The sequence below is a fragment of the Burkholderia sp. D-99 genome (assembly GCF_011605345.1).
Classification (GTDB): Bacteria; Pseudomonadota; Gammaproteobacteria; order Burkholderiales; family Burkholderiaceae; genus Burkholderia.
In genome coordinates this window covers 1284188-1306182 of record NZ_JAAOXM010000001.1, presented here as the reverse complement: position 1 = coordinate 1306182, position 21995 = coordinate 1284188, and the positions used below count along the sequence as shown (strand labels likewise).

Here is a 21995-nt window from a genome sequence, read left to right as displayed (position 1 = left end):
AATAGTTGACAGTTGCTGCGGCGCGATTGTTTCGATAGCTGCTGCGCATTGCAGCAGGCAGCCTGTTTCGGCCCGTTGGCGAACGGAAACAGGAGCTTGCAAACGTTTGCGGTTGCGGCAACGAACGCGCGGCATGCAACGAACGTATCAACGTCACGCGAATGCGCGGCGGACTGCGTGGTTGCAAGAGGGCGGACGGGTGTGCGGGGTCGAGCCGCGACGTTGTGAACAGCGTGAATCAGTCGTTGCGCATGCGATCGGCGGGCCGATCGGCTTGAGCAGCCGCGGCCGGTGCGGTACCGGCGAGGCGATGCGCGTTGCCGCGGGCCGCCGCGAATTCCGCGCCGAGCAGCAGCACGATCGCGGAGAAGTACAGCCACATCAGCAGGACCGCGAACGATCCGGCCGCACCGAATGCACTGGCGGTGCCCGCGTGCGCGAGGTACAGCGCGAACAGTTTCTTGCCGCCGGAGAACAGGATCGCGGACACGATGCCGCCGATAGCGGCGTCGCGCCACGCGACGCGCGCATCGGGCAGGAACTTCATCAGCGACGCGAACGCAGCCGCGAGCACCGCGATGCCGACGAAGAACTGCACGAGGTTCGTGACGATCACATACGGCGAATTGCCCAGCAGCCAGGTGCCGACGAACGTGATCGCAGTGTCGAGCACGAGCGACACGATCAGCAGGAACGCGACGCCGAGCACGAGCCCGAACGAGATCAGCCGCACGCGCACGAGCCCGAGCATGCTCGACCAGCGGCTTTCGGTGGCCGGCCAGATCACGCTGAGCGCGGCGCTGAGCGACGCGAAGGTGGCCGACGCGCCGATGGCGAGCGCGGCAAACGAGATCAAGGTTGCCAGGCCGCCGCGCTCGCCCGCGCGGTGCGCGTTCTGCACGATCGTCTGGATGCTGGCCGCCGCATCGTTGCCGATCAGCTGGTGCGCCTGTTCGAACACCTGGCCGCGCGCGGCATCGTCGCCGTAGAACCAGCCGGCCACGGCGATCACCATCACGAGCATCGGCGCGAGCGAGAACGCGGAGAAAAATGCAATGCCCGCGGCCATCGCGGAGCAGCGGTCGGACGAGAAGCGCTTGAACGCGGTGAGGGCCCAGTTGGCCTGCTGCTGGGCGAGGCGGGTGGCTTCGGAGGTGATCTGTCGTTTCATGAAATAGCGGTCGAGATGCCGTGCGGCGGTCACCATCGGTAATCGGACAATTCAGAATTGATCCGAAGAATCGAACATAGTTGCGCGGACTGTCTATAATTCCTTTCAGTTTCCCCACCCCCACAATAACGCCGAGACCAGCCATGCTACAAATGTCCCGGCGCCAGTTCCTGAAGGTGACGGCTACGTCGCTTGCCGGATCGAGTCTAGCCCTGATGGGCTTCTCGCCATCCGAAGCGCTTGCCGAAGTCCGACAGTACAAGCTGGCGCGCACCGTCGAAACGCGCAACACCTGTCCTTACTGTTCAGTGGGTTGCGGCATCCTGATGTACAGCCTCGGAGACGGCGCCAAGAACGCGCAGCCGAGCATCATCCACATCGAGGGCGATCCCGACCACCCGGTCAATCGCGGCACGCTGTGCCCGAAGGGCGCGAGCCTAATCGACTTCATCCACAGCCCGAACCGCCTGACGCATCCCGAGTATCGCGCGCCCGGCTCGGACAAGTGGGAACCGATCTCGTGGAATGACGCGCTTGACCGCATCGCGAAGCTGATGAAGGCCGACCGCGACGCGAACTTCGTCGAGACGGCCGAAGACGGTGCGAAGGTCAACCGCTGGCTGACGACCGGCATGCTGGCCGCGTCGGCGGGCAGCAACGAGGTCGGCTACCTGACGCACAAGACCGTCCGCAGTCTCGGGATGCTCGCATTCGACAATCAGGCGCGTGTCTGACATGGCCCGACGGTGGCAGGTCTTGCCCCGACGTTTGGCCGTGGAGCGATGACGAACCATTGGGTCGACATCAAGAACGCGGACGTGATTCTCGTGATGGGCGGCAATGCAGCCGAGGCCCATCCGTGCGGTTTCAAGTGGGTAACGGAGGCGAAGGCGCACCGCAAGGCGCGGCTGATCGTCGTCGACCCGCGCTTTACGCGTACGGCCTCGGTGGCCGATTACTACGCGCCGATCCGCACCGGCACCGACATCGTCTTCCTGGGCGGCGTCATCAACTATCTGCTGACGAACGACAAGATCCAGCATGAGTACGTGAAGAACTACACGGACTTCTCGTTCATCGTGCGCGAGGATTTCGCGTTCAACGACGGCATCTATTCCGGTTATGACGCGGAAAAGCACGCGTATCCGGACAAATCGAGCTGGGACTACGAGCGCGGCGACGACGGCTTCGTGAAGGTCGACCCGACGCTGCAGCATCCGCGTTGCGTGTACAACCTGCTGAAGCAGCACTACGCGCGCTATACGCCGGACATGGTCCAGCAGACCTGCGGCACGCCGAAGGAGAAGTTCCTGAAGGTGTGCGAGATGCTCGCGACCACCGCCGTTCCCGGCCGCGCCGGCACGGTGCTGTACGCGCTCGGCTGGACCCACCACTCGATCGGCGCGCAGATCATCCGCACCGGCGCGATGGTGCAACTGCTGCTCGGCAACATCGGCATCGCCGGCGGCGGGATGAACGCGCTGCGCGGCCACTCGAACATCCAGGGGTTGACCGACCTCGGGCTGATGTCGAACCTGCTGCCGGGCTACATGACGCTGCCGATGCAGTCCGAGCAGGATTTCGACGGCTACATCGCGAAGCGCGTGCAGCAGCCGCTGCGGCCGAACCAGTTGAGCTACTGGAAGAACTACAAGGCCTTCCACGTCAGCTTCATGAAGTCCTGGTGGGGCGATGCGGCCACCGCCGAGAACAACTGGGGCTACGACTACCTGCCGAAGCTGGATAAACAGTACGACCTGCTGCAGGCGATCGAGCTGATGAATGCCGGCAAGATGAACGGCTACATCTGCCAGGGCTTCAACCCGCTCGCGGCGGCGCCGTCGAAGGTGAAGACGGCGGCGGGCCTCGCGAAGCTGAAGTGGCTCGTGATCATGGATCCGCTCGCGACCGAGACGTCCGAGTTCTGGAAGCATCACGGCGACTACAACGACGTCGATGCGTCGAAGATCCAGACCGAGGTGTTCCGTCTGCCGACCACGTGCTTTGCGGAGGAAAACGGTTCGCTCGTGAGTTCGAGCCGCGTGCTGCAATGGCACTGGAAGGGCGCGGAGCCGCCGGGCGAGGCGCGTAGCGACCTCGAGATCATGTCGGGGCTGTTCCTGCGCATGCGCAAGATGTACCAGACCGACGGCGGCAAGTATCCGGACCCGATCGTCAACCTGACCTGGCCGTACGCGAACCCGGAAAGCCCGACGCCCGAAGAGCTCGCGATGGAGTTCAACGGAAAGGCGCTCGCCGATCTGCCCGACCCGAAGGATCCGGCCAAGACGCTCGTGAAGAAGGGCGAGCAGCTGGCCGCGTTCGCGCAGTTGAAGGACGACGGCACGACCGCGAGCGGCTGCTGGATCTTCTGCGGCGCATGGACTCAGGCCGGCAACCAGATGGGGCGGCGCGACAACTCCGACCCGACCGGCATCGGCCAGACACTGAACTGGGCGTGGGCCTGGCCGGCGAACCGGCGGATCCTGTACAACCGCGCATCGTGCGACGTCGCCGGCAAGCCGTTCGACCCGACCCGCAAGCTGATCGGCTGGAACGGCAGCGCGTGGAAGGGCCCCGACATCCCCGACTTCAAGGCGGACGAACCACCCGAGAACGGGATGGGGCCGTTCATCATGAATCCGGAAGGTGTCGCGCGCTTCTTCGCGCGTGCGGGGATGAACGAAGGCCCGTTCCCCGAGCACTACGAACCGTTCGAAACGCCGATCGGCACGAACCCGCTGCACCCGAACAACCCGCTGGCGCTGAACAACCCGGCCGCCCGCGTGTTCCCGGACGACCGCGCGTCGTTCGGTCAGGCGCCGGAGTTCCCGCACGCCGCGACCACGTACCGGCTGACCGAGCATTTCCACTACTGGACCAAGCATGCGCGGCTGAACTCGATCATCCAGCCCGAGCAATTCGTCGAGATCGGCGAAGACCTCGCGAAGGAAGTCGGCGTCGCGCATGGCGAGCGCGTGAAGGTGTCGTCCAAGCGCGGCTACATCATCGCGGTTGCCCTCGTCACGAAGCGGATCAAGCCGCTGATGGTCGACGGCAAGAAGGTCCAGACGGTCGGCGTCCCGTTGCACTGGGGCTTCAAGGGACTGACGAAGCCCGGCTATCTCGCCAATACCCTGACTCCGTCCGTGGGCGACGGCAACTCCTATACACCGGAATTCAAGTCGTTCCTGGTGAAGGTCGAAAAGGCGTAAGGGGAAAGAGATGGCATTGCAATCGCTGGATATCAAGCGCGTCTCGGCCACCACGACGCCACCGCCCACGGTGCGCGAACCGGTGACCGGGAGCGTCGCGAAGCTGATCGACGTATCGAAGTGCATCGGCTGCAAGGCGTGCCAGACGGCATGCATGGAGTGGAACGACCTGCGTGACGAGGTCGGCACCAACGTCGGCGTGTACGACAACCCGGCCGACCTGACCGAGCACTCGTGGACGGTCATGCGGTTCTCCGAATACGAGAACCCGGAAGGCGACCTCGAGTGGCTGATACGCAAGGACGGCTGCATGCATTGCGAGGATCCGGGCTGCCTGAAGGCGTGCCCGTCGCCGGGCGCGATCGTGCAGTACAACAACGGGATCGTCGATTTCCACGAGGAGAACTGCATCGGTTGCGGCTATTGCGTGACCGGCTGCCCGTTCAACGTTCCGCGGATCTCGAAGAAGGATCATCGCGCGTACAAGTGCACGCTCTGTTCCGACCGCGTCGCGGTCGGTCAGGAGCCGGCCTGCGTGAAGACCTGCCCGACGGGCGCGATCGTGTTCGGCACCAAGGAGGACATGAAGCAGCACGCGGCCGAGCGGATCGAGGACCTGAAGGAGCGCGGCTTCGAGCATGCGGGGCTGTACGACCCGCAGGGTGTCGGCGGCACGCACGTGATGTACGTGCTGCACCATGCCGACAAACCCTCGCTGTACCACGGGCTGCCCGACAATCCGTCGATCAGCCCGATGGTGAAGCTGTGGAAGGGCATCGCGAAACCGCTCGCGGTCGCCGGCATCGCGCTGACTGCGCTCGCCGGGTTCTTCCACTATGTCCGGGTTGGCCCGAACGAGGTGAGCGACGAAGAGGAATCGGCCGCGCGAGACGAGGCGCGACGCATCAAGGAGGACGCGAAATGAACCACGACGACCCCAACCTGATCGTCCGCTACTCGGCGAACGAGCGCACGAACCACTGGATCACCGCGATCACGTTCGTGCTGCTCGCGCTGTCCGGGCTCGCGCTGTTCCACCCGTCGATGTTCTGGCTGACCGCGCTGTTCGGCGGCGGCCAGTGGACGCGGATCCTGCATCCGTTCGTCGGCCTCGTGATGTTCGTGTCGTTCGCGATCCTGGTCGTGCGCTTCTGGCATCACAACGCGCTCGACGCGGACGATCGCCAGTGGCTGAAGCAGATCGGCGACGTACTGACCAACCAGGAAGACAAGCTGCCGCCTGTCGGGCGCTATAACGCCGGGCAGAAGCTGCTATTCTTTACGCTGGTGGCGTGCCTGCTGCTGCTCCTGCTGTCGGGAGTCGTGATCTGGCGACGCTACTTCTCGTTCTACTTCCCGATCGGGGTGATCCGCGCGGCCGCTGTCGTGCATGCCGTGGCGGCCTTCGTGCTGATCGCGAGCATCATCGTGCACATTTACGCGGCGTTGTGGGTGAAGGGCTCGATCGGCGCGATGGTGCGCGGCACCGTCACGCTGGGCTGGGCTCGCAAGCATCACCCGAAGTGGTTCCGTGAAAGCGTGAAATAACGCACCGGAGCGGGGCGGCTCGCCGATCGCGGCGAGGCGTTCCGTTCCTTCGCCGGAACCGCCCGAAAGCGCCGATGCGTCGGCGCTTGTTTATTTGGAAGACATTTCTGTGACACAACGCATCCTCGAACCGACCGAGATCTCGGCACTCGATCATTCGGCCATCCCGCGCTTTCGCCTGCCGGAGCGCGCCACCGCGTTCTCCGCGCGCGCCGCGCGGCTGCGCAAGCTGGCCGACCTGAACCCGATCAGCGGCTACCTGCGGCTGATGGCCACCGTCGCCGATGCGCAGCACGCGATACTGCAAACGCTCGAACTGCCGCTGCCGTCGAAGGAAGCGATCGCGCTTGCGCAGCAGCATTCGATGCCGCTCGTGCCGGCGCTCGACGGCGAGCGCAACCCGCAATGGCGTGCCGTGCTGTACGAACTGATCGATCGCGTCGAAGGCGCCGGGCTCGTCAACCCGCAGCTCGCGAAGCTGCTCGACCGGCTGCGCCTGATGGCGCCTGCTGAACTCGACGCGCAGGCCGACGCGATCCTCGCGCTGCGCTTCGCCGAAGTCGACCCGGCCACCGCGCCGTTCCTGATGGCCGCGCTGCAGGTCGTCTGGACGGATCTCGCAAGCTGCGTGGCGCCGGCCGACGTCCCGTATCTCGACCAGCCGGGGCTGTGCCCCGTGTGCGGCACGCATCCGGTCGCGAGCATCGTGCGGGTCGGCGGCCAGTTCCAGGGCTACCGTTTCCTGCAGTGCGGGCTGTGCACGACCGAGTGGCACATGGTGCGCACGAAGTGCTCGCACTGCGATTCGACGAAGGGCATCGCCTATCACGGGATCGAAGGCGGCAGCGAAGCCGTCAAGGCCGAATCGTGTGACGAGTGCAAGACCTATCGCAAGATCGGCTATCAGGAGAAGGACTACGAGTTCGAGCCGCTCGCGGACGATCTCGCGAGCCTCACGCTCGACCTGCTGATGAACGAGGCCGGCTACCAGCGCAGTTCGCCGAACCCGCTGCTGTGGCCGGACGTCGCGCGGGAAGCGGACTGACGGCACGAGGCCGGGGGCGGTGCGTGAGCGCCGGCGCCGGCCGACTGCGAAGCATGAGACTGGAGCCACAACTACGTGACCGAACCGGGTGTAAATGAATTGAATGCGGTGCTGGCGCGCGTGCCGTCCGTCGAGCGCGTGCTGTCGTCGGCGCCGTTGCAACCGCTCGTCGCAGACTATGGCCGCACGCGCGTGCTCAATGCCGTGCGCGCCGAACTGGAGCGCTGGCGTACCGCCGCGCAGCACGATCCGGCGGGGGCCGAACCGCTCGATGAACCGGGCATCGCCGCAGCCGTCGCGCGTACGCTGGCCGCGCAGAGCGCGGGCGCGGTGCGCACCGTGTTCAACCTGACCGGCACCGTGCTGCACACGAACCTCGGGCGCGCGCTGTTGCCCGACGACGCGGTGCGCGCGGTGGTCGATGCGCTCACGCGCCCCGTCAACCTCGAATTCGACCTCGCCACGGGCCGTCGCGGCGATCGCGACGACCTGATCGACGATCTGCTGTGCGAACTGACGGGCGCGGAAGCCGCGACCGTCGTCAACAACAACGCGGCGGCCGTGCTGCTGGCGCTGTCGGCGCTTGCGACGAAAAAGGAAGTCGTCGTGTCGCGCGGCGAGCTGGTCGAGATCGGCGGCGCATTCCGCATCCCCGACATCATGAGCCGCGCGGGCGCAAAGCTGCGCGAAGTCGGCACGACCAACCGCACCCATTTGCGCGACTACGCGGACGCAATCGGCCCGCGCACCGCGCTGCTGATGAAGGTGCACTGCAGCAATTATGCGATCAGCGGCTTCACGAAGGAGGCGACGCTCGCCGAACTCGCGCCGCTCGCGCGCGAGCACGGGCTGCCGGTCGCCGTCGATCTCGGCAGCGGCACGCTCGCCGACCTGTCGCAATGGGGCCTGCCGCACGAGACGACCGTGCAGGAAACCGTTGCCGCCGGCGCAAACGTTGTCACGTTCAGCGGCGACAAGCTGCTTGGCGGGCCGCAGGCCGGCCTGATCGTCGGCGATCGCGCGCTGATCGCGAAGATCAAGAAACATCCGCTCAAGCGCGCGCTGCGCGTCGGCAAGCTGACGCTCGCGGCGCTCGAACCCGTGCTGCGCCTCTACCAGTCCCCCGAATTCCTGCGCGACCGGCTCACGACACTGCGCCTGCTGACGCGCCCGCACGGCGAGATCGCCGAGGCCGCCGAACGCGTGCGTCCGGCACTGCAGGCCGCGCTCGGCAGCGGTTTCGACGTGACGGTCGAACCGATGTTCAGCCAGATCGGCAGCGGCGCGCTGCCGGTCGACCAGCTACCGAGCGCCGGGCTCGTGGTGCGCACGGCGGACGGCAAGCGCGGCGGCCGCGCGCTTGCGCAGCTCGAGAAGCGGCTGCGCGAATGGCCGCGTCCGGTGATCGGCCGCGTGGCCGACAATGCACTGCGGCTCGACCTGCGCTGCCTCGAAGCTGCCGACGAGGCGACGTTCGTCGCGCAATGCGTGCCGCTCGCGGGGCCTGCTGCATGATCGTCGGTACCGCCGGACACATCGATCACGGCAAGACGACGCTGGCGCGCGCGCTGACGGGCGTCGATACCGACCGCCTGAAGGAAGAGAAAGCGCGCGGCATCTCGATCGAACTCGGTTACGCATATACGCCGCTCGACAACGGCGACGTGCTCGGCCTGATCGACGTGCCGGGCCACGAGAAACTGATTCATACGATGGCGGCCGGCGCGTGCGGGATCGACTTCGCGCTGCTCGTGATTGCCGCCGACGACGGCGTGATGCCGCAGACGCGCGAGCATCTCGCGATCCTGCAACTGCTTGGCGTCACACATGGTGCTGTCGCGCTGACGAAGTGCGATCGCGTCGACGCCGCGCGCGTGGCCGAGGTGCGCGACGAGATCGCCGCGTGGCTGACCGATTCGACGCTGGCCGGTGTGCCGATCTTCGAAACGCGGGCAACGGCCGTGGACGATCCGGGCGTTGCCGCGTTGAAGCGTTACCTGGCCGACGCCGCGATCGCGTGGCGCGGCCGCCGCGACGACGGGCTGTTCCGGCTCGCGGTCGATCGCGTGTTTACACTCGCGGGGCAGGGCACCGTCGTGACGGGCACCGCGTTCGCGGGGCGCGTCGCGAACGGCGACACGCTCGCGATCGTGCGCACGGGCGGCGCGGCGCGCGTGCGCAGCATCCATGCGCAGAACCGGCCGGTCGAGGCCGGCCGCGCGGGCGAGCGTTGCGCACTGAATCTGGCCGGGGTCGACAAGGCCGATGTCGAGCGCGGCGATACCGTGGCCGATGCGCGGCTCGTCGCGACGTCGCCGCGTCTCGACGTCGATCTGACGCTGCTCGCGGAGGCGGGGCTGACGCTCACGCACTGGGCACCGCTGCACGTGCATCTCGGCACGCTGCATCGCGTCGCGCATGTCGCGCTGCTCGACGGCGATACGCTGGCGGCCGGCCAGCGGATGCGCGTGCAACTGGTATTCGACGAGCCGGTGTTCGCGCTGCCGGGCGACCGGTTCATCGTCCGCAATCCGCAGGCGACGCGCACGGTCGGCGGCGGCCGCGTGCTCGACCCGTTCGGGCCGGCGCGCAAGCGTCGTACGCCCGAGCGCCGTGCGTGGCTCGACGCGCTGGCCGAATGGCTCGACGATGGGCATCTCGATGCGCTGCTCGCGCAGGCGCCGCTCGGCATCCCGCGCGCGATGCTCACGCATCTGACGGGTTTCGCGCCGAACGCGCTGGCATTGCCGGATGACGCGCTGGCGATCGGGCAGCGCGATGCCGCGTCGAATGACGGCGCGGTGATTGCGCATGCGCACTGGCGTGCGCTGCAGACGCGGGCGATCGACACGCTGCGCGCGTATCACGAGCGCATGCCCGACGAGCAGGGGCTCGACGCCGCGCGGCTGCGGCGGATGGCCGCGCCGCTCGCCGGCGATGCGCTGTGGCGCGCGCTCGTCGATGCGCTGGTGGCCGGCGGCGACGTGGCGCGAAGCGGGCCGTGGCTGCATCTGCCGTCTCATGCCGTGAGCTTCGATTCACGCGAGGAAGCGCTGGCGCAGCAACTGCTGCCGCTGATTCATGCGGGGCGCTTCGATCCGCCGTGGGTACGCGACCTGGCCCGCGACACGGGGGCGGCCGAGGAAGCGGTGCGTACCTTGCTGCGCAAGCTTGCACGGCGCGGTGACGTGCACCAGGTCGTGCGCGACCTGTTCTATCACGCGGACGTGGTGCGCGAGCTCGCGGAACTGGTGGCGCATCTCGCGCCGTCGCGCGACGGCGGGCTCGATGCCGCGACGTTCCGCGACGCGACGGGGCTCGGCCGCAAGCGTGCGATCCAGATTCTCGAGTTCTTCGATCGGGTTGGGTATACTCGCTTCCACCGCGAACGTCACTTCCTGCGGCCTGACAGCGGTTGGGTGGGTATTCAGGCGTAGGCGCTCGTTGTTCTTTTTGTCGTTTTCCCCGAGGAAGGCATTCGTATCCGGTGGTACGGCCGGGCTTCAAACCCGGTTGGGGGTGTCAGACACTCCCGGGTCAGTTCGACTCTGGCTGCCTTCCGCCACTCAAAGCTTCCCCCCGCATTCCGGACTCTACCGATCGCCCCCCGACATATCGCTCGACAACCGGGCCGCGATCGCGCGCGCGGCCAGATCGAGCAGGAAACCGAGCACGCCGATCACGAGGATCACGGCCGTCAGCTCTGAATACGCGAGCCGGTCGCGCGTGTCGAGAATCAGATAGCCGAGCCCCGCGCTCACACCGAGCATTTCCGCCGGGACCAGCACGATCCACAAGATGCCGATCGCGAGGCGCACGCCCGTGAGCACATGCGCGGCGATACCCGGCACGTAGATGTGCCAGAGCATTTCCGCGCGCGTGGCGGCAAGGCTTTCGCCAAGCTGGATCCAGCGCCGGTCGAGATGCGCGACGCCCGTTGCGGTGCTCATCACCAACGGCCAGACCGCGGCGAAAGCGAGCAGGAAATACACCGCGCGATCGCCGACGCCGAGCGACATCACCGCCAGCGGCATCCACGAAAGCGGCGAGATCATGCGGAGAAACTGCAGCGTCGGCGAGAGCGTCTGTTCGAGCCAGCGCAGACGGCCGATCGCGAATCCCAACGGTACGCCGACCACGAGCGCCCACGCCAGTCCGATGGCGATGCGCTTGAGGCTGGTCGCCACATGCACGAGCAGCTGATCCTCGGCGACGAGCGACGGCAGCGCTTCGAACGCACGCTGCGGTGCGAACTGCGCGGCCATCGCATTGTGGCCCGCGAGCAGCGTGACGGCGAGCCACCACAGCGCCAGGGCGGCCGCCAGTCCCGCACCGCCCAGCACGATGCTGCGCCAATGCGCGGACGCGGGCACCGGACGCCGCGCCGATGACGACATTTCCCGTACAAGCAAGCTAGACAACGATCGTCTCCTTGCGTGCATAGCCGCCATCCTGGCCGAACGCCGACATGCCGCCCAGCGCTTCGATGCTCTTCCTCACGAACCGGTCGTCGACCAGATCGCCAGCGACCCGTTTCGGATCGAGCGATGCGAGGAACTGGCTCGCGCCTTCCACCTGGGTCGTTTTCAACCGGCGCACGAGTTCTTCCGTATAGCTCGGATACGGATACGGCTGGAAGTCGATGCGCTTCACGCCCCAGTTCGCGTGCTGGATCGCGCGATCGCCGAGATAGCGCCCCTGATCGGCCGCTTGCGGCGCGAGCACGCGTGCGAGCAGTTGCGACGCATGTGGCGTGTAGCGGTTCGGGCCTTCCTTCGACAGCAGTTTGGCCGCCTCTTGCGGATGGGCGCGCGTCCACAATTGCGCATTGACGATTGCATCGACGACCTTCTGCGACCACGCCGCGCGTTGCGTCAGGTCCTGCTCGTGCATGAAGATCACGCAGCACGCGTGGTTGCGCCACACGTCGCCCGTGAAGCGGAGAATCTTGCCGATGTTCAACTGTTCGGCCGCCGCATTGAACGGCTCGGCGACGATATATCCCGCGATCTTGTTCGACGCGAGCGCGGGCGGCATGTCGGACGGCGCCATCACGACCAGGTTGACTTCCTTCGGCCCCGGCTGCCCCGACTGCTTGAGCACGGGCGCGAGACCCTGCGCGCGCAGCATGTCCTGCAGCACGACGTTGTGCACCGAATACCAGAACGGCACGGCAACCGTCTTGCCGCCGAGGTCCGCCACGGTGTTCACGTCGTGCGCGACCGTCAGCGCCGAGCCGTTCACGTGATTCCATGCGACGACCTTCGCGGGCGCCTTGCTGCCGTAGCGCGCCCACACGGTCATCGGCGACAGCAGGTGCACGACGTTGACCTGTCCCGACAGAAAGGCCTCGACCAGCTGCGCCCAGCTTCGCAGCAGCGTCGGCTTCTCCGCCTGGATGCCGGCCGCTTCGAAGTAGCCGTTGTTGTGTGCGACGAGCAGCGACGCCGCATCGGTGATCGGCAGATAGCCGATGCGCACGGGCGCATTCGGATCGGCTGCCGCGCGTGCATCGGATGCTTTCAGCAGCGGCGCCGCGCCCGCGACGGTAAAGAGCGACGCGAGCTTCAGCCATTCGCGTCGTGACATCGGTACGTTGCACATGATGAGGATTCCCCGCTGGTATCGGCCGGATTCAGGCGGCTGCTGATATCGAGTTCTGCAGCGCTTGAAGAATGGAGATGCGCAGCTCGCCGAGCGAGCGCACCTGCGTGTGCCGCGGCTGCGGCAGTTCGACGGCCCAGCGTCCGACCAGCGTGCCGCGCTTGCCGAGCAGCACGATCCGATCGGCGACGAGGAGCGCTTCGTCGATATCGTGCGTGACGAGAAGCGCCGACGCGCCGGTGTTTCTCACCGCGGCAATCAGGAGCTGCTGCATGTCGGCGCGGGTCACTTCGTCGAGCGCGCCGAACGGTTCGTCGAGCAGCAGCGCACGGGGCGCCCGCGCCAGGCAGCGCGCCAGCGCCGCGCGCTGCGCCATGCCGCCCGACAGCTGCGACGGTAGCGCGTGCCGTGCATGGTCGAGCCCGACGGCGGCCAGTGCGCTCGTCACGCGGTCCTTGCGGTTCGCGCGTGTCAGGTGCGGCTGACGCGCGAAGGTCAGCCCGAACCCCACGTTGCGCTCGACCGTGAGCCACGGCAGCAGGCACGGGTCCTGAAACGCGAGGGCGACCTCGGGGCGCGGGCCGTCGACCGGCTCGCCATCGACGCGAATCGTGCCGGATGCGGTTCGCGTCAGGCCGGCGATGGCCCGCAACAGCGACGACTTCCCGCAACCGCTCGGCCCGAGCAGCGCAACGAGTTCGCCGGGCGCGACCGACAGGTCGACGCCGTTCAGCACGCTGCGCGATCCGTACCGCAACGTGACGCCGTTCGCGACGAGATGCGCGCCTTGCGTCATGCTGCCGCCGCCCGTCGATGCCGCGCGAGCTGCGATTTCAGCTGCACGAGGCTCGGCGTCACGATCGGGATGAACGACGCTTCGCGCACGCGCCGCGCGCTGCCGCTCTGGCCGCGCAGATAACCGCGCCCTCCGGTGGCCTGCACTTCGAGCGAGACGGCCTGCGAAACGGTATCGACGAGCGCGATGCGCAGTTCGAACATCGCCGCAGGTGCGTCGAAGAAGGTGCCGTCAAGCACGCCTTGCTTCAGTTGCGCGGCCTGATCGGCGAGCGTCGTTTCGAGTTCGCGAATTTCCGCGCCGATCGACGCGCGCGACGGCTCGCTTGCATCCAGCGTGGCCAGCAACGCGCGCCGCGCGAGCCCGATCGACATCCCGCATTGCAGGCCGAGAAACGCTGGGCGCACGCGTGCGAGCCAGGCCGCTGCGTCGGCCGCAAGGCGGTACGTTTCGTCGAGGACGGTATCGCTCACGCGCAGCGCAGCCGTATTGCTCGCGCGCAGGCCGATCAGGTCGAGATCGTCGCTGCGCTCGACGCCGCGCGCGTCGTGCGGAATCGCGAAGACGGACGGCGGCGCCCCGTCGTCGTGATCGAACGCGGCCGCGGCGATGAAACCTTCGCGCCGCAGGTTCGTGATCCACGGCAGGCTGCCGTTCAGCACGAACGCATTGCCGTTGCGGGCCGCATGCATCTGCAACGGCTCGATGTCGGACAGATACTTCATCGCGTTCGAAAGCCCCGTGGCGCCCGCCACTTCGCCGTCGAGCAGCGGCGGCAGCCAGCGCGCACGCAACGCGTCGTTGTCGCTCTGCAGTACGTATTCGATGAAGGTGCGATGGCCCCACAGCACGAACGCGGCCGTCAATGAGCGTTGCGCGACGGCGGCCACCGTGTCGATCGCGTTCGCGATCGTGCCGCCCATCCCGCCCATTGCCTCCGGCACACCGACGGCGACCGTGCGCGAGCGCACCAGCTGCGGCAGGATCTCTGCCGCGCGCGGCGGGTCGGCGTCGAGCGCGTCGGCATTCGCTTCGAGCCATGCGTCGAGCGCGTCGAAGCTCGCGGGCGCGGTCATGCGGCGCGCGCCGCAGGCTCCCAGCGATACGCTTCGAGCTGCGGATTCAGTTCGTTGCGTGCCAGGTTGTTCGCGAAGTTGCAAAGCGTCGCGAGGCTCACGCCGAGTACCACTTCAAGCGCGCCGGCATCACTGTAGCCGGCCGCCTTGAACGCGGCGAGCGCTTCGTCGGACACGGCGCCGCGCGTCGCGATCACGTCGCGCGTGAACGTGGCGACCGCGTTCAGGCGCGCGTCGGACAGCGTGTGCTGGGCGCGGATTTCGTCGACGAGCGCAGCGGGCAATTGCGCCTTCTTCAGCGCGACGGCCGTATGGCCGGCCACGCAAAAGCCGCAGCCATGAATGGCGGCGGCGGTGATCTGCACGACTTCGCGCTCGGCCAGCGTAAGGCCGCTGCGCGAATTGATTTCACCGACGGTCAGGTACGTTTCGAGCGCAACCGGTGCATTGGCGAGCGCGGCGACGAGATTCGGCAGGAAGCCGTTGGCGGCCTGCGACTTCTGGAGAAACGGGCGGCTGGCTTCGGGCGCGCTTTCGACGGTTTGGAGGGGCAGGCGGCTCATGGCATCCTCGATCGGAAAGCCATCATTGTTGGCGGCGCCGGTCGAGCCGGCAATGCGCGGCCGTCTCTGTTTCATGCGCGTTTGTCTCGCGTCAATGCACGGGTGTCGCGCCGATGCGCTCCGGGGCGCGGCGGCAGGTGCCGGGCGGCAGGCCGGTGACGCGCTTGAATGCCTGCGCAAAGGCGGATTCCGACTGATAGCCGACGTGCTCGGCCGTGCTGAGCGTCGATGCCCCGTGCCGCAACATCTCGGCCGCGACCTTCATGCGCAGCAGCGCGAGGAACTGCGCAGGCGGCTGCCCGCATGCCTGCGCGAACTGCTTGCAGAAGCGCGCGCGGGACATGTGGCAAAACGCGGCCATCGTGTGCGTGGTCCAGTCGTCGCCGGGTTTCTCGATGATCGCGCCGACGAGCGGCGTAAATTCGGCGCGCCGCATGACCGACCACAGGCCCGGCGCAAAATCGTCGCTGCTCGCGACGGCACGCAATGCGTAGAGGAACAGCGCATCCGTCAGACGATTGACGAGCGGCGACGGTGCGTCTTGCGCACGCGCCGCTTCGGTGCGGATCAGGTCGAACAGCGTGCGCGCGCCCGCCAGCTTCGCGTCGTCGTGACGCGCCAGGAGGTGATCGGGCAGAAGGCCGGCGATCGCGTCGCCGAGATCGGAACGGAACTCGAAGAAACCGCATGCCAGTGCGACGCCGTCCTGTGACGACGCGGGCGCGGCGAGCGGCGTCATTGCGCCGATCCGCACCGTGTATTCGTCATCGGACGGCGCAATCGCGTCGGGCGTCAGGCAATGCGTCATGTCGTGCATCAGGAAGACCGCGTCGCCGGCGACGAGGCGCGTGCTTCGGGCGGCACGGCCGTTCCGGGCGGGCAGGTGCAGCCAGCATGCGCCTTCGAGCACGAGGTGAAAGCTCGCGCGCTGATGGCCGGCCGTCGATGCGCGATAGACGCCGCAATACCGGCCCACGTGGAACAGCGTGCTGCGCAGTTCGAGTCCGGAGAGCAGCCAGTCGGCGGCCTGTTCGGCGGAGTTCGGCATGGTGGGCGAAGGCGGCGAAGCCATTGGGAAGTCGACGGCGGATTCCGAGCTTAGCGCCGCGGCGTTGCGCGGTAAAACAAGCGATCGTGGAAAGCATATGGGTGTGCGGCATATGCGTTCTTCGGTGGCCGGCGTCGGCTCGGCCGAGCGGGATTGCCGAATCATTCAGGCCGCTCGCTGATCGGTATGCCGACGTCGGCGATACCGGGCGCGTCCCCTTGGACACCGATACTGCAATCCGGAGCGGCATCGCCCCTTTCGCGAAAGCCGGCCCGCCCGGCGGCCGCAATCCATAAAACTTGATCGGTACAAGCACTAAAACTTCAATGATTTTTTCCGGGCTATAGTGGAATGACTGAAGGTAGACGCGGCGCCTTTCGCCGATACCGATCAGGTCATGACTGTAGACGGGTGCTGTATGAAAAAAATAACCGAAAGAACCACCGGACCGATCTGGGGCGTGGCCGCGGGATTGCTTCTTGCCGCTACGGGATTGAGTCTCGGCATCTTCCCGACGTCCTTGCACAGCTCGGGAAACGCAAACGACTTCATGGCGTCCGGTGCCGCGATGCTGGGCATCTTCCTCGTCGTCTATTCCGCGCGCGAATTACGAAGACAGCGCGCGCACTGAGCGTTCGCGCGTCGTCGATCCACGACAACCGACATGAGCGGGCCGATGGCGCGCGAGTACGCTCGTGCGCGGCGCGCTACGCGTGGCGGATTTCGTGGTTATAGACGAGCTCGACGATTCGCTTCGTCGGGATGCTCGCGCGCAACGCGTCGACACCGTCGACGGGAAACCACCTGCATTGCTCGATCTCGTTGTTCGCCTGCGGTGTCTGGTCGGGGCCGACTTCCGCGAAGAACACGTAATGAGCCTTCGCGAGCCCGGTGAATTGCATCGAGTAGACGAGATGCAGGCCGGTCATCCCGGTTTCTTCGCACAACTCGCGATGCGCGGCTTCGAGCGGCGCTTCCCCGCGCTTGATCGTGCCGCCGGGAAGGGCCCAGCGTGACGACGCGCGCGCGACGAGCAGCACCTGGCCGTCGCGGTAGCAGACGATCGTCGCCCGTTCTTTGATGGGTACTTCGGTCGATTGTGGGGAACTCATGGGATCACGGGCGTGGATACTGGCGAGATTCTAGCCAGTGCGGACCCCGGTGCCAAGGCGACATCGGCCGGAACCGCCCGATCATGCGAAAGCGGGTGAGGTCCACGGTGACGCAGGCGCACATCATGAACTGTCGGGAATGAATGCAAAGCCGGTTCGCGCGATCGCCCTGCAAGGCCGCCGATAAGTCAAAGTTGTTCGCAGCGTCCGAATTCCCCGCGAATCGGCTGGAAATGGACGGTTTTCAGGCGGATTCGCTCGGCTGTCGGGGCGCATGCTGGAGGCCCCGATATGAGACCAGACACGGCGATGACTACCTTGAGCATGCAAACGGTCATTTACGGCAAGACCATACAGGTAGCTCTGCTGACCGATACCGGAACGGCGCGTATTTTCGTGATGGACAATGACGACGGTTCCCGTCAGCCCCGGGTCATGAAGGTTCGCCAGACCCTCGATGCGGGCATGACGGATGAGGACGTCGTTCGCCATGTGCTGAATACCGTGGTGGCCTCGATCGAGCGGCGTGGCCAGCCATGGGCGCACTGAGCACCTTCCGGGCGGTCGTCTGCTCGACGTCGGAAGGCACGACAGGACGCCCCCGCGATCGGCAGGGTCGAGCTTCGGGTCCGGATGCGCACTACCGTCTGGCGTGCTTCATCTCCTCGGCTTCCATGGCCGCGTTTCGTTCTTCACTGGCGGAAACCGGGTCCATGGAGTCGTCGATCGAGGCCAATGCGTACTCGCAGGCCAGTTTCGTTTCTTCGACGTCGGTGTCAGGCTCCTCGTCGTCGATGACGGGAGGATCGAGCATGTCCCTGAGCATTGTCTCCAGCTCCGGCGTGTCCCACGGTTCGCCGCGGTGTTCCTTTTTCCTGATGTAGTGGCGGATTTCCGCGTCCTGTTCGGGCGTCAGGGGAAGGTGCCGAAAGGTGCTGTTGGGGTTGGCATCAATCATGATGTTGCTCCTGAGTCCGGCAGGGCCCCGGTTTGGCGGCTTCCCGGAGCACCCACATGCCGGAAAAACGATATGGATGACGTATCGATGCCGGCTTCGTCGTCATGGGGACGGCCCTGCTGCGCCGGCGCATGGCGCAAACGAGCGGGCCATCTTCGAATCCACGAGGGCGATGCACGCGCATCATGTGCTTCCGAACGTATGGTCGCGACGAATCGCTGGACGAGCGCTTCCGGCCTGTATCGCCAGTGTGTGGCGCGACGGGGTAGAGCGAAAGGCGTAACGCTGCGTGCGAAAGCGGGCACGATGCAGCAAGAGGAAGAGGGCAGGCGGGCAGTCGATCGGCTCACGAACGCCCGGACGAGTTCATCATACGCGCGTCGTCCTTCAGGTGCCGATCTTATTTCGGGGGAGGCGGATGGCCACCGACAGGAGGCGCTGCGTGACCCGGTCGAACCGGCGCGCGGGGCGACCGGCGCGGTGCCCGAAACACCGCGCGGTCGCCATACATTCCGTGCTTACTTCTTTTCCGGCAGGAACCAGTTCATCACGAGCGCGCAGATGCCGCCCGTGGCCACGCCCGATTCCAGCACGTTCTTCAGCGCGTGCGGCAGGCTGTTGAGGATGTCCGGCACCTGCGACACGCCGAGGCCGAGCGCGAGCGACACCGCGATGATCAGCAGCGCGCGCCGATCGAGCTGGACGCCCGCGAGGATGTTGATGCCCGATGCGGCCACCGCGCCGAACATCACCATCGCCGCGCCGCCGAGCACGGGCTCCGGCACGGCCTGCAGCACGCCGGCGACGACCGGGAACAGGCCGAGCACCACGAGCATCCCCGCGATCCAGATGCCGACATGGCGGCTGGCGACGCCGGTAATCTGGATCACGCCGTTGTTCTGCGCGAACACCGAGCTCGGGAACGTATTGAACACGCCGGCCAGCAGCGAGTTCGCGCCGTTGACGAGCACGCCGCCCTTGATCCGTTGCATCCACACCGGGCCTTCGACCGGCTCGCTCGAGATCTTGCTGGTGGCCGTGACGTCGCCGATCGCTTCGAGCGACGTGACGAGGTAGATGATCAGCATCGGCACGAACAGCGACCACGAGAAGCCGATGCCGAAGTGCAGCGGCGTCGGGACCTGGAACACCGCGGCCTGGTGCATGCCGGTGAAGTCGAGGCGGCCGAGGAATGCGGCCGCGAGATAGCCGATCACGAGCGCGATGACGAGCGCAGTGCTGCGCACCCAAACGATCGGCACGCGGTTCAGCAGGATGATGGTGCCGAGCACGAGGCCCGACAGTGTCAGGTTCTCCGCGCTCGCGAACGTGCCGTTGGCCATCGCGCCGAAGCCGCCGCCCATGCTGATGAGGCCGACCTTGATCAGCGTGAGGCCGATCAGCAGCACGACGATGCCGGTGACGAGCGGCGTGATCAGGCGCTTCACGAACGGCAGGATGCGCGACACGCCCATTTCGACGAACGACCCGCCAATCACGACGCCGAAGATCGCGGCCATCACGGTTTCGACCGGCGTGCCTTGCTTGACCATCAGGCTGCCGCCGGCGATCAGCGGGCCGACAAAGTTGAAGCTCGTGCCCTGGACGATCAGCAGGCCGGCGCCCAGCGGGCCGAAGCGCTTGCACTGGACGAAGGTGGCGATGCCGGAAATCACCAGCGACATCGACACGATCAGGGTCGTATCGCGGCTGGACACGCCGAGCGCCTGGCAGATCAGCAGGCCGGGCGTGACGATCGGCACGATGATCGCCAGCAGGTGCTGAAGCGCGGCGACGAAGGCGACCATCGGCGCCGGCCGGTCGTTCGGGCCGTAGACGAGGTCGCGGGCCGGATCGGCGGCGGCGGCGCCGTGGGCGGCGGGTTGGGCGGAGGAGGCGGGTTGCATGGCGAGCGGGCCGGACAAGGTGGAAAGTGCGGCATTTTAGCCGAACGGCCCGCCGCCGCCGCCGGGGGCGCCGCAATAGCGGGGATTCGACGGATCGGGAAAACGGTGGCGGATCGGCGCCCGCGCCGGCCGTGACCGCGACGCCTGTCGGTCAGCGTGGCTGCCGCGATGCGGGCGCGGTCGGAGTGGCGGTCGCGGCGGTCGTCGCATGGAACCCGGGCAGCTCGGGAATCCGCCGCTCCATGAACTGAAGGAAAGTGCGGGTCCGGAGCGGCAGGTACCGGCGCGACGCATACACGAGGTGCAGCGCATGCGGCGGCACCATGTCCCATTTCGGCAGCAACCGGACGAGCTGCCCGCTGTCGATCAGGTCCTGAACGAGCCACGCCGGCCCGCTGCCTACCGCGTTCCCGGCCAGGAAGCATTCCCGCAGCGCCATCGAGCTGTTCACGCGATACCGGCCGTGCACCGGAACGGCGACCTGCGCGTCGCCGCGCGCGAAGGCCAGTTCGTTGCCGATGTCGGCGCGTGCATAGCCGACATACTCGTGCCGCGTCAGGTCTTCCGGCCGGCGGAGCCTCGGCGCCTGCGCGACGTACCCCGGCGTGGCGACCAGCAGGCGCGGCGACGACGCGATGTGGCGCGCCACGGCATCCGGCGGCAGCAGGTGGCCGAGGCGAATGGCGACATCGACGCCTTCTTCGACCAGGTCGATCACGCGGTCGGTCAATTGCAGCTCGACCTCGATCTCCGGCCATGCGGCGAGGAATTCGAGCACGAGCGCGTTCAGCCTCAGCTCGCCCAGCCCCAGCGGCGCATTGACGACCAGCTTGCCGACCGGCCGCACCGTTTGCCCGCGCACCTCGGCCACCGCGCTCGCGTATTCGTCGATCACGCGCTTGCAGCGATCGTAGAACCGGCGGCCTTCGTCGGTGGGCGCGAGGCTCGTGGTCGAGCGTTCGAGCAGGCGAACGCCCAGTTCCTTTTCGAACGCGGCGACGATCTTGCTGATCGTCGGCTGGCCGGTGCCTTCCTCGCGCGCGACCGCCGAGAAATTGCCGAGCTCGATGGCGCGGACGAACACGCGCATGGATCGCAGTGAATCCATCTTATTCCCTTATGGCATGAACCTTATTCAAGTCTCCCACGTTCCTGCGCAAGTGAGAATGACCTAACGTTCGCGAACCTTCAATCCCTGATGAGGAGTCGACATGAACGAGGCAACGCAATCTTCGGCACTGGACGGTGCGCACGTCGTGGTATTCGGCGGGAGCTCCGGAATCGGCCTCGAGGCCGCGGCCGCCGCGAAGGCGAAAGGCGCCAGCGTCACGTTGGTCGGCCGGACCCGCGCGAAGCTCGAGTCCGCCGCGCAAGCGATCGGCGGCGCGCGCATCGCGGTGGCCGACATCGCGGACCGGCATGCGGTGCAGGCCGTCTTCGACACGCTCACGCGTGTCGATCACCTGGTCGTCACGGCCGGCCAATTCATTGCAGGCAAGCTGAACGAGACCGATCCCGATCACCTGCTCGCCGCGCTGCAGGAGCGTATCGCCGGGCCGGTCTACGCGATCCGGGCCGCGTTGCCGCTGATGCCCGCGAGCGGCTCGATCGTGCTGACCGGCGGGCAACTGTCGGATCGTCCGGCCGCGCAGGGCACGTCCGTCATTGCCGCCGCCGTGCGCGGCGTCGAGGCGCTGGCGCAGTCGCTCGCGCTGGAGCTGAAGCCGATTCGCGTGAACGTCGTCGCGCCCGGCTTCGTCGAGACGCCGCTATACGACGCGTTCGGCCCGGACGCGCGCGACTCGATCCTCGCGGGCGCGGCTGCGGCACTGCCTGGCGGCCGTGTCGGGCGCGCCGACGAAGTGGGGGAGGCGATCGCGTTCCTGCTGGGCAACGGCTTCATGAACGGCGAGATCCTGCACATCGACGGCGGCGGCCGGCTGGTCTGAGCC

At 66.9% G+C, this 21995-nt stretch carries 21 protein-coding genes and 1 tRNA gene; 11 read left to right on the top strand and 11 right to left on the bottom strand.

Going from position 1 to position 21995, the window contains the following annotated elements; all coding sequences use genetic code 11:
- Positions 1 to 238 precede the first annotated feature (238 nt).
- Complete coding sequence (locus HAV18_RS05690; protein ID WP_166953609.1) at positions 239 to 1171, bottom strand: YihY/virulence factor BrkB family protein; 933 nt, start codon at positions 1169 to 1171, stop codon at positions 239 to 241.
- A 143-nt stretch (positions 1172 to 1314) separates the two neighbouring features.
- Between HAV18_RS05690 and fdnG the strand changes: the two genes are divergently transcribed.
- The 7 genes from fdnG (at position 1315) to HAV18_RS05655 (ending at position 10544) form a co-directional block, all read left to right on the top strand.
- Complete coding sequence (gene fdnG / locus HAV18_RS05685) at positions 1315 to 4386, top strand: formate dehydrogenase-N subunit alpha (RefSeq protein ID WP_166953607.1); 3072 nt, start codon at positions 1315 to 1317, stop codon at positions 4384 to 4386.
- 10 nt (positions 4387 to 4396) lie between these two features.
- Complete coding sequence (gene fdxH / locus HAV18_RS05680; protein WP_166953605.1) at positions 4397 to 5311, top strand: formate dehydrogenase subunit beta; 915 nt, start codon at positions 4397 to 4399, stop codon at positions 5309 to 5311.
- Complete coding sequence (locus HAV18_RS05675; protein ID WP_011355693.1) at positions 5308 to 5934, top strand: formate dehydrogenase subunit gamma; 627 nt, start codon at positions 5308 to 5310, stop codon at positions 5932 to 5934. The genes fdxH and HAV18_RS05675 overlap by 4 nt, the downstream gene beginning before the upstream one ends.
- A gap of 109 nt (positions 5935 to 6043) precedes the next feature.
- Positions 6044 to 6979, top strand: coding sequence for a formate dehydrogenase accessory protein FdhE (fdhE, locus tag HAV18_RS05670; RefSeq protein ID WP_347814731.1), 936 nt, complete (start codon positions 6044 to 6046; stop codon positions 6977 to 6979).
- A gap of 75 nt (positions 6980 to 7054) precedes the next feature.
- Positions 7055 to 8494 (top strand): L-seryl-tRNA(Sec) selenium transferase, encoded by a 1440-nt coding sequence (selA, locus tag HAV18_RS05665; protein ID WP_166953601.1) that lies wholly within the window; start codon positions 7055 to 7057, stop codon positions 8492 to 8494.
- A complete protein-coding gene (gene selB, locus HAV18_RS05660; protein WP_166953599.1) occupies positions 8491 to 10416 on the top strand; it encodes a selenocysteine-specific translation elongation factor in 1926 nt (641 codons plus the stop codon). The genes selA and selB overlap by 4 nt, the downstream gene beginning before the upstream one ends.
- Positions 10417 to 10448: 32 nt before the next feature.
- Positions 10449 to 10544, top strand: a tRNA-Sec gene (locus tag HAV18_RS05655).
- 28 nt (positions 10545 to 10572) lie between these two features.
- On the opposite strand, the gene HAV18_RS05650 is transcribed toward HAV18_RS05655, so the two are convergent.
- The 6 genes from HAV18_RS05650 to HAV18_RS05625 form a co-directional block, all read right to left on the bottom strand.
- On the bottom strand, positions 10573 to 11376 hold the full coding sequence (locus tag HAV18_RS05650; RefSeq protein ID WP_166954151.1) for an ABC transporter permease: 804 nt from the start codon (positions 11374 to 11376) through the stop codon (positions 10573 to 10575).
- 16 nt (positions 11377 to 11392) lie between these two features.
- Positions 11393 to 12583 carry an ABC transporter substrate-binding protein gene (locus tag HAV18_RS05645; RefSeq protein ID WP_166953598.1) on the bottom strand — a complete coding sequence of 397 codons (1191 nt, stop codon included), beginning with the start codon at positions 12581 to 12583 and terminating at the stop codon, positions 11393 to 11395.
- Between the two features lie 31 nt (positions 12584 to 12614).
- Positions 12615 to 13379, bottom strand: a complete 765-nt coding sequence (locus HAV18_RS05640; protein WP_166953596.1) for an ABC transporter ATP-binding protein — start codon at positions 13377 to 13379, stop codon at positions 12615 to 12617.
- Positions 13376 to 14455, bottom strand: a complete 1080-nt coding sequence (locus HAV18_RS05635; RefSeq protein WP_166953595.1) for an acyl-CoA dehydrogenase family protein — start codon at positions 14453 to 14455, stop codon at positions 13376 to 13378. Before HAV18_RS05635 ends, HAV18_RS05640 begins: the two co-directional genes overlap by 4 nt.
- The gene (locus tag HAV18_RS05630; RefSeq protein WP_166953593.1) at positions 14452 to 15018 is read right to left on the bottom strand and encodes a carboxymuconolactone decarboxylase family protein; all 567 of its coding nucleotides are present in this window, start codon (positions 15016 to 15018) and stop codon (positions 14452 to 14454) included. The genes HAV18_RS05635 and HAV18_RS05630 overlap by 4 nt, the downstream gene beginning before the upstream one ends.
- A gap of 91 nt (positions 15019 to 15109) precedes the next feature.
- On the bottom strand, positions 15110 to 16066 hold the full coding sequence (locus HAV18_RS05625; RefSeq protein WP_166953592.1) for an AraC family transcriptional regulator: 957 nt from the start codon (positions 16064 to 16066) through the stop codon (positions 15110 to 15112).
- Between HAV18_RS05625 and HAV18_RS05620 the strand changes: the two genes are divergently transcribed.
- Entirely contained in the window at positions 16065 to 16247 is a 183-nt protein-coding gene (locus HAV18_RS05620) for a hypothetical protein (RefSeq protein ID WP_166953590.1), read from the top strand. The two genes, HAV18_RS05625 and HAV18_RS05620, sit on opposite strands and share 2 nt — an antisense overlap.
- A gap of 237 nt (positions 16248 to 16484) precedes the next feature.
- Entirely contained in the window at positions 16485 to 16697 is a 213-nt protein-coding gene (locus tag HAV18_RS05615; RefSeq protein ID WP_166953589.1) for a hypothetical protein, read from the top strand.
- A 76-nt stretch (positions 16698 to 16773) separates the two neighbouring features.
- On the opposite strand, the gene HAV18_RS05610 is transcribed toward HAV18_RS05615, so the two are convergent.
- The gene (locus HAV18_RS05610) at positions 16774 to 17178 is read right to left on the bottom strand and encodes an NUDIX hydrolase (protein ID WP_166953587.1); all 405 of its coding nucleotides are present in this window, start codon (positions 17176 to 17178) and stop codon (positions 16774 to 16776) included.
- A 309-nt stretch (positions 17179 to 17487) separates the two neighbouring features.
- On the opposite strand from HAV18_RS05610, the gene HAV18_RS05605 reads away from it, so the two are divergent.
- Positions 17488 to 17727 (top strand): hypothetical protein, encoded by a 240-nt coding sequence (locus HAV18_RS05605; protein ID WP_166953586.1) that lies wholly within the window; start codon positions 17488 to 17490, stop codon positions 17725 to 17727.
- Between the two features lie 91 nt (positions 17728 to 17818).
- Here HAV18_RS05605 and HAV18_RS05600 read toward each other — a convergent pair whose 3' ends face one another.
- The 3 genes from HAV18_RS05600 to HAV18_RS05590 form a co-directional block, all read right to left on the bottom strand.
- The gene (locus HAV18_RS05600; protein ID WP_166953584.1) at positions 17819 to 18136 is read right to left on the bottom strand and encodes a hypothetical protein; all 318 of its coding nucleotides are present in this window, start codon (positions 18134 to 18136) and stop codon (positions 17819 to 17821) included.
- Positions 18137 to 18654: 518 nt separating this feature from the next.
- A complete protein-coding gene (locus tag HAV18_RS05595; RefSeq protein WP_166953582.1) occupies positions 18655 to 20043 on the bottom strand; it encodes a nucleobase:cation symporter-2 family protein in 1389 nt (462 codons plus the stop codon).
- A gap of 151 nt (positions 20044 to 20194) precedes the next feature.
- The gene (locus HAV18_RS05590; RefSeq protein WP_166953580.1) at positions 20195 to 21151 is read right to left on the bottom strand and encodes a LysR family transcriptional regulator; all 957 of its coding nucleotides are present in this window, start codon (positions 21149 to 21151) and stop codon (positions 20195 to 20197) included.
- Positions 21152 to 21254: 103 nt separating this feature from the next.
- On the opposite strand from HAV18_RS05590, the gene HAV18_RS05585 reads away from it, so the two are divergent.
- A complete protein-coding gene (locus tag HAV18_RS05585; protein ID WP_166953579.1) occupies positions 21255 to 21992 on the top strand; it encodes an SDR family oxidoreductase in 738 nt (245 codons plus the stop codon).
- Positions 21993 to 21995: the final 3 nt, after the last annotated feature.

Excerpts from the sequence above, each read along its gene's own strand:
- HAV18_RS05610 (WP_166953587.1), bottom strand. The coding sequence starts at position 17,178 with ATGAGTTCCCCACAATCGACCGAAGTACCCATCAAAGAACGGGCGACG.
- fdxH (WP_166953605.1), top strand. The coding sequence starts at position 4,397 with ATGGCATTGCAATCGCTGGATATCAAGCGCGTCTCGGCCACCACGACG.
- HAV18_RS05675 (WP_011355693.1), top strand. The coding sequence starts at position 5,308 with ATGAACCACGACGACCCCAACCTGATCGTCCGCTACTCGGCGAACGAG.
- HAV18_RS05590 (WP_166953580.1), bottom strand. The coding sequence starts at position 21,151 with ATGGATTCACTGCGATCCATGCGCGTGTTCGTCCGCGCCATCGAGCTC.
- HAV18_RS05690 (WP_166953609.1), bottom strand. The coding sequence starts at position 1,171 with ATGAAACGACAGATCACCTCCGAAGCCACCCGCCTCGCCCAGCAGCAG.
- HAV18_RS05595 (WP_166953582.1), bottom strand. The coding sequence starts at position 20,043 with ATGCAACCCGCCTCCTCCGCCCAACCCGCCGCCCACGGCGCCGCCGCC.
- HAV18_RS05650 (WP_166954151.1), bottom strand. The coding sequence starts at position 11,376 with ATGTCGTCATCGGCGCGGCGTCCGGTGCCCGCGTCCGCGCATTGGCGC.
- HAV18_RS05630 (WP_166953593.1), bottom strand. The coding sequence starts at position 15,018 with ATGAGCCGCCTGCCCCTCCAAACCGTCGAAAGCGCGCCCGAAGCCAGC.
- selB (WP_166953599.1), top strand. The coding sequence starts at position 8,491 with ATGATCGTCGGTACCGCCGGACACATCGATCACGGCAAGACGACGCTG.
- HAV18_RS05615 (WP_166953589.1), top strand. The coding sequence starts at position 16,485 with ATGAAAAAAATAACCGAAAGAACCACCGGACCGATCTGGGGCGTGGCC.
- HAV18_RS05620 (WP_166953590.1), top strand. The coding sequence starts at position 16,065 with ATGGTGGGCGAAGGCGGCGAAGCCATTGGGAAGTCGACGGCGGATTCC.
- HAV18_RS05640 (WP_166953596.1), bottom strand. The coding sequence starts at position 13,379 with ATGACGCAAGGCGCGCATCTCGTCGCGAACGGCGTCACGTTGCGGTAC.
- HAV18_RS05585 (WP_166953579.1), top strand. The coding sequence starts at position 21,255 with ATGAACGAGGCAACGCAATCTTCGGCACTGGACGGTGCGCACGTCGTG.
- HAV18_RS05645 (WP_166953598.1), bottom strand. The coding sequence starts at position 12,583 with ATGTGCAACGTACCGATGTCACGACGCGAATGGCTGAAGCTCGCGTCG.
- HAV18_RS05625 (WP_166953592.1), bottom strand. The coding sequence starts at position 16,066 with ATGCCGAACTCCGCCGAACAGGCCGCCGACTGGCTGCTCTCCGGACTC.
- HAV18_RS05600 (WP_166953584.1), bottom strand. The coding sequence starts at position 18,136 with ATGATTGATGCCAACCCCAACAGCACCTTTCGGCACCTTCCCCTGACG.
- HAV18_RS05635 (WP_166953595.1), bottom strand. The coding sequence starts at position 14,455 with ATGACCGCGCCCGCGAGCTTCGACGCGCTCGACGCATGGCTCGAAGCG.
- HAV18_RS05605 (WP_166953586.1), top strand. The coding sequence starts at position 17,488 with ATGACTACCTTGAGCATGCAAACGGTCATTTACGGCAAGACCATACAG.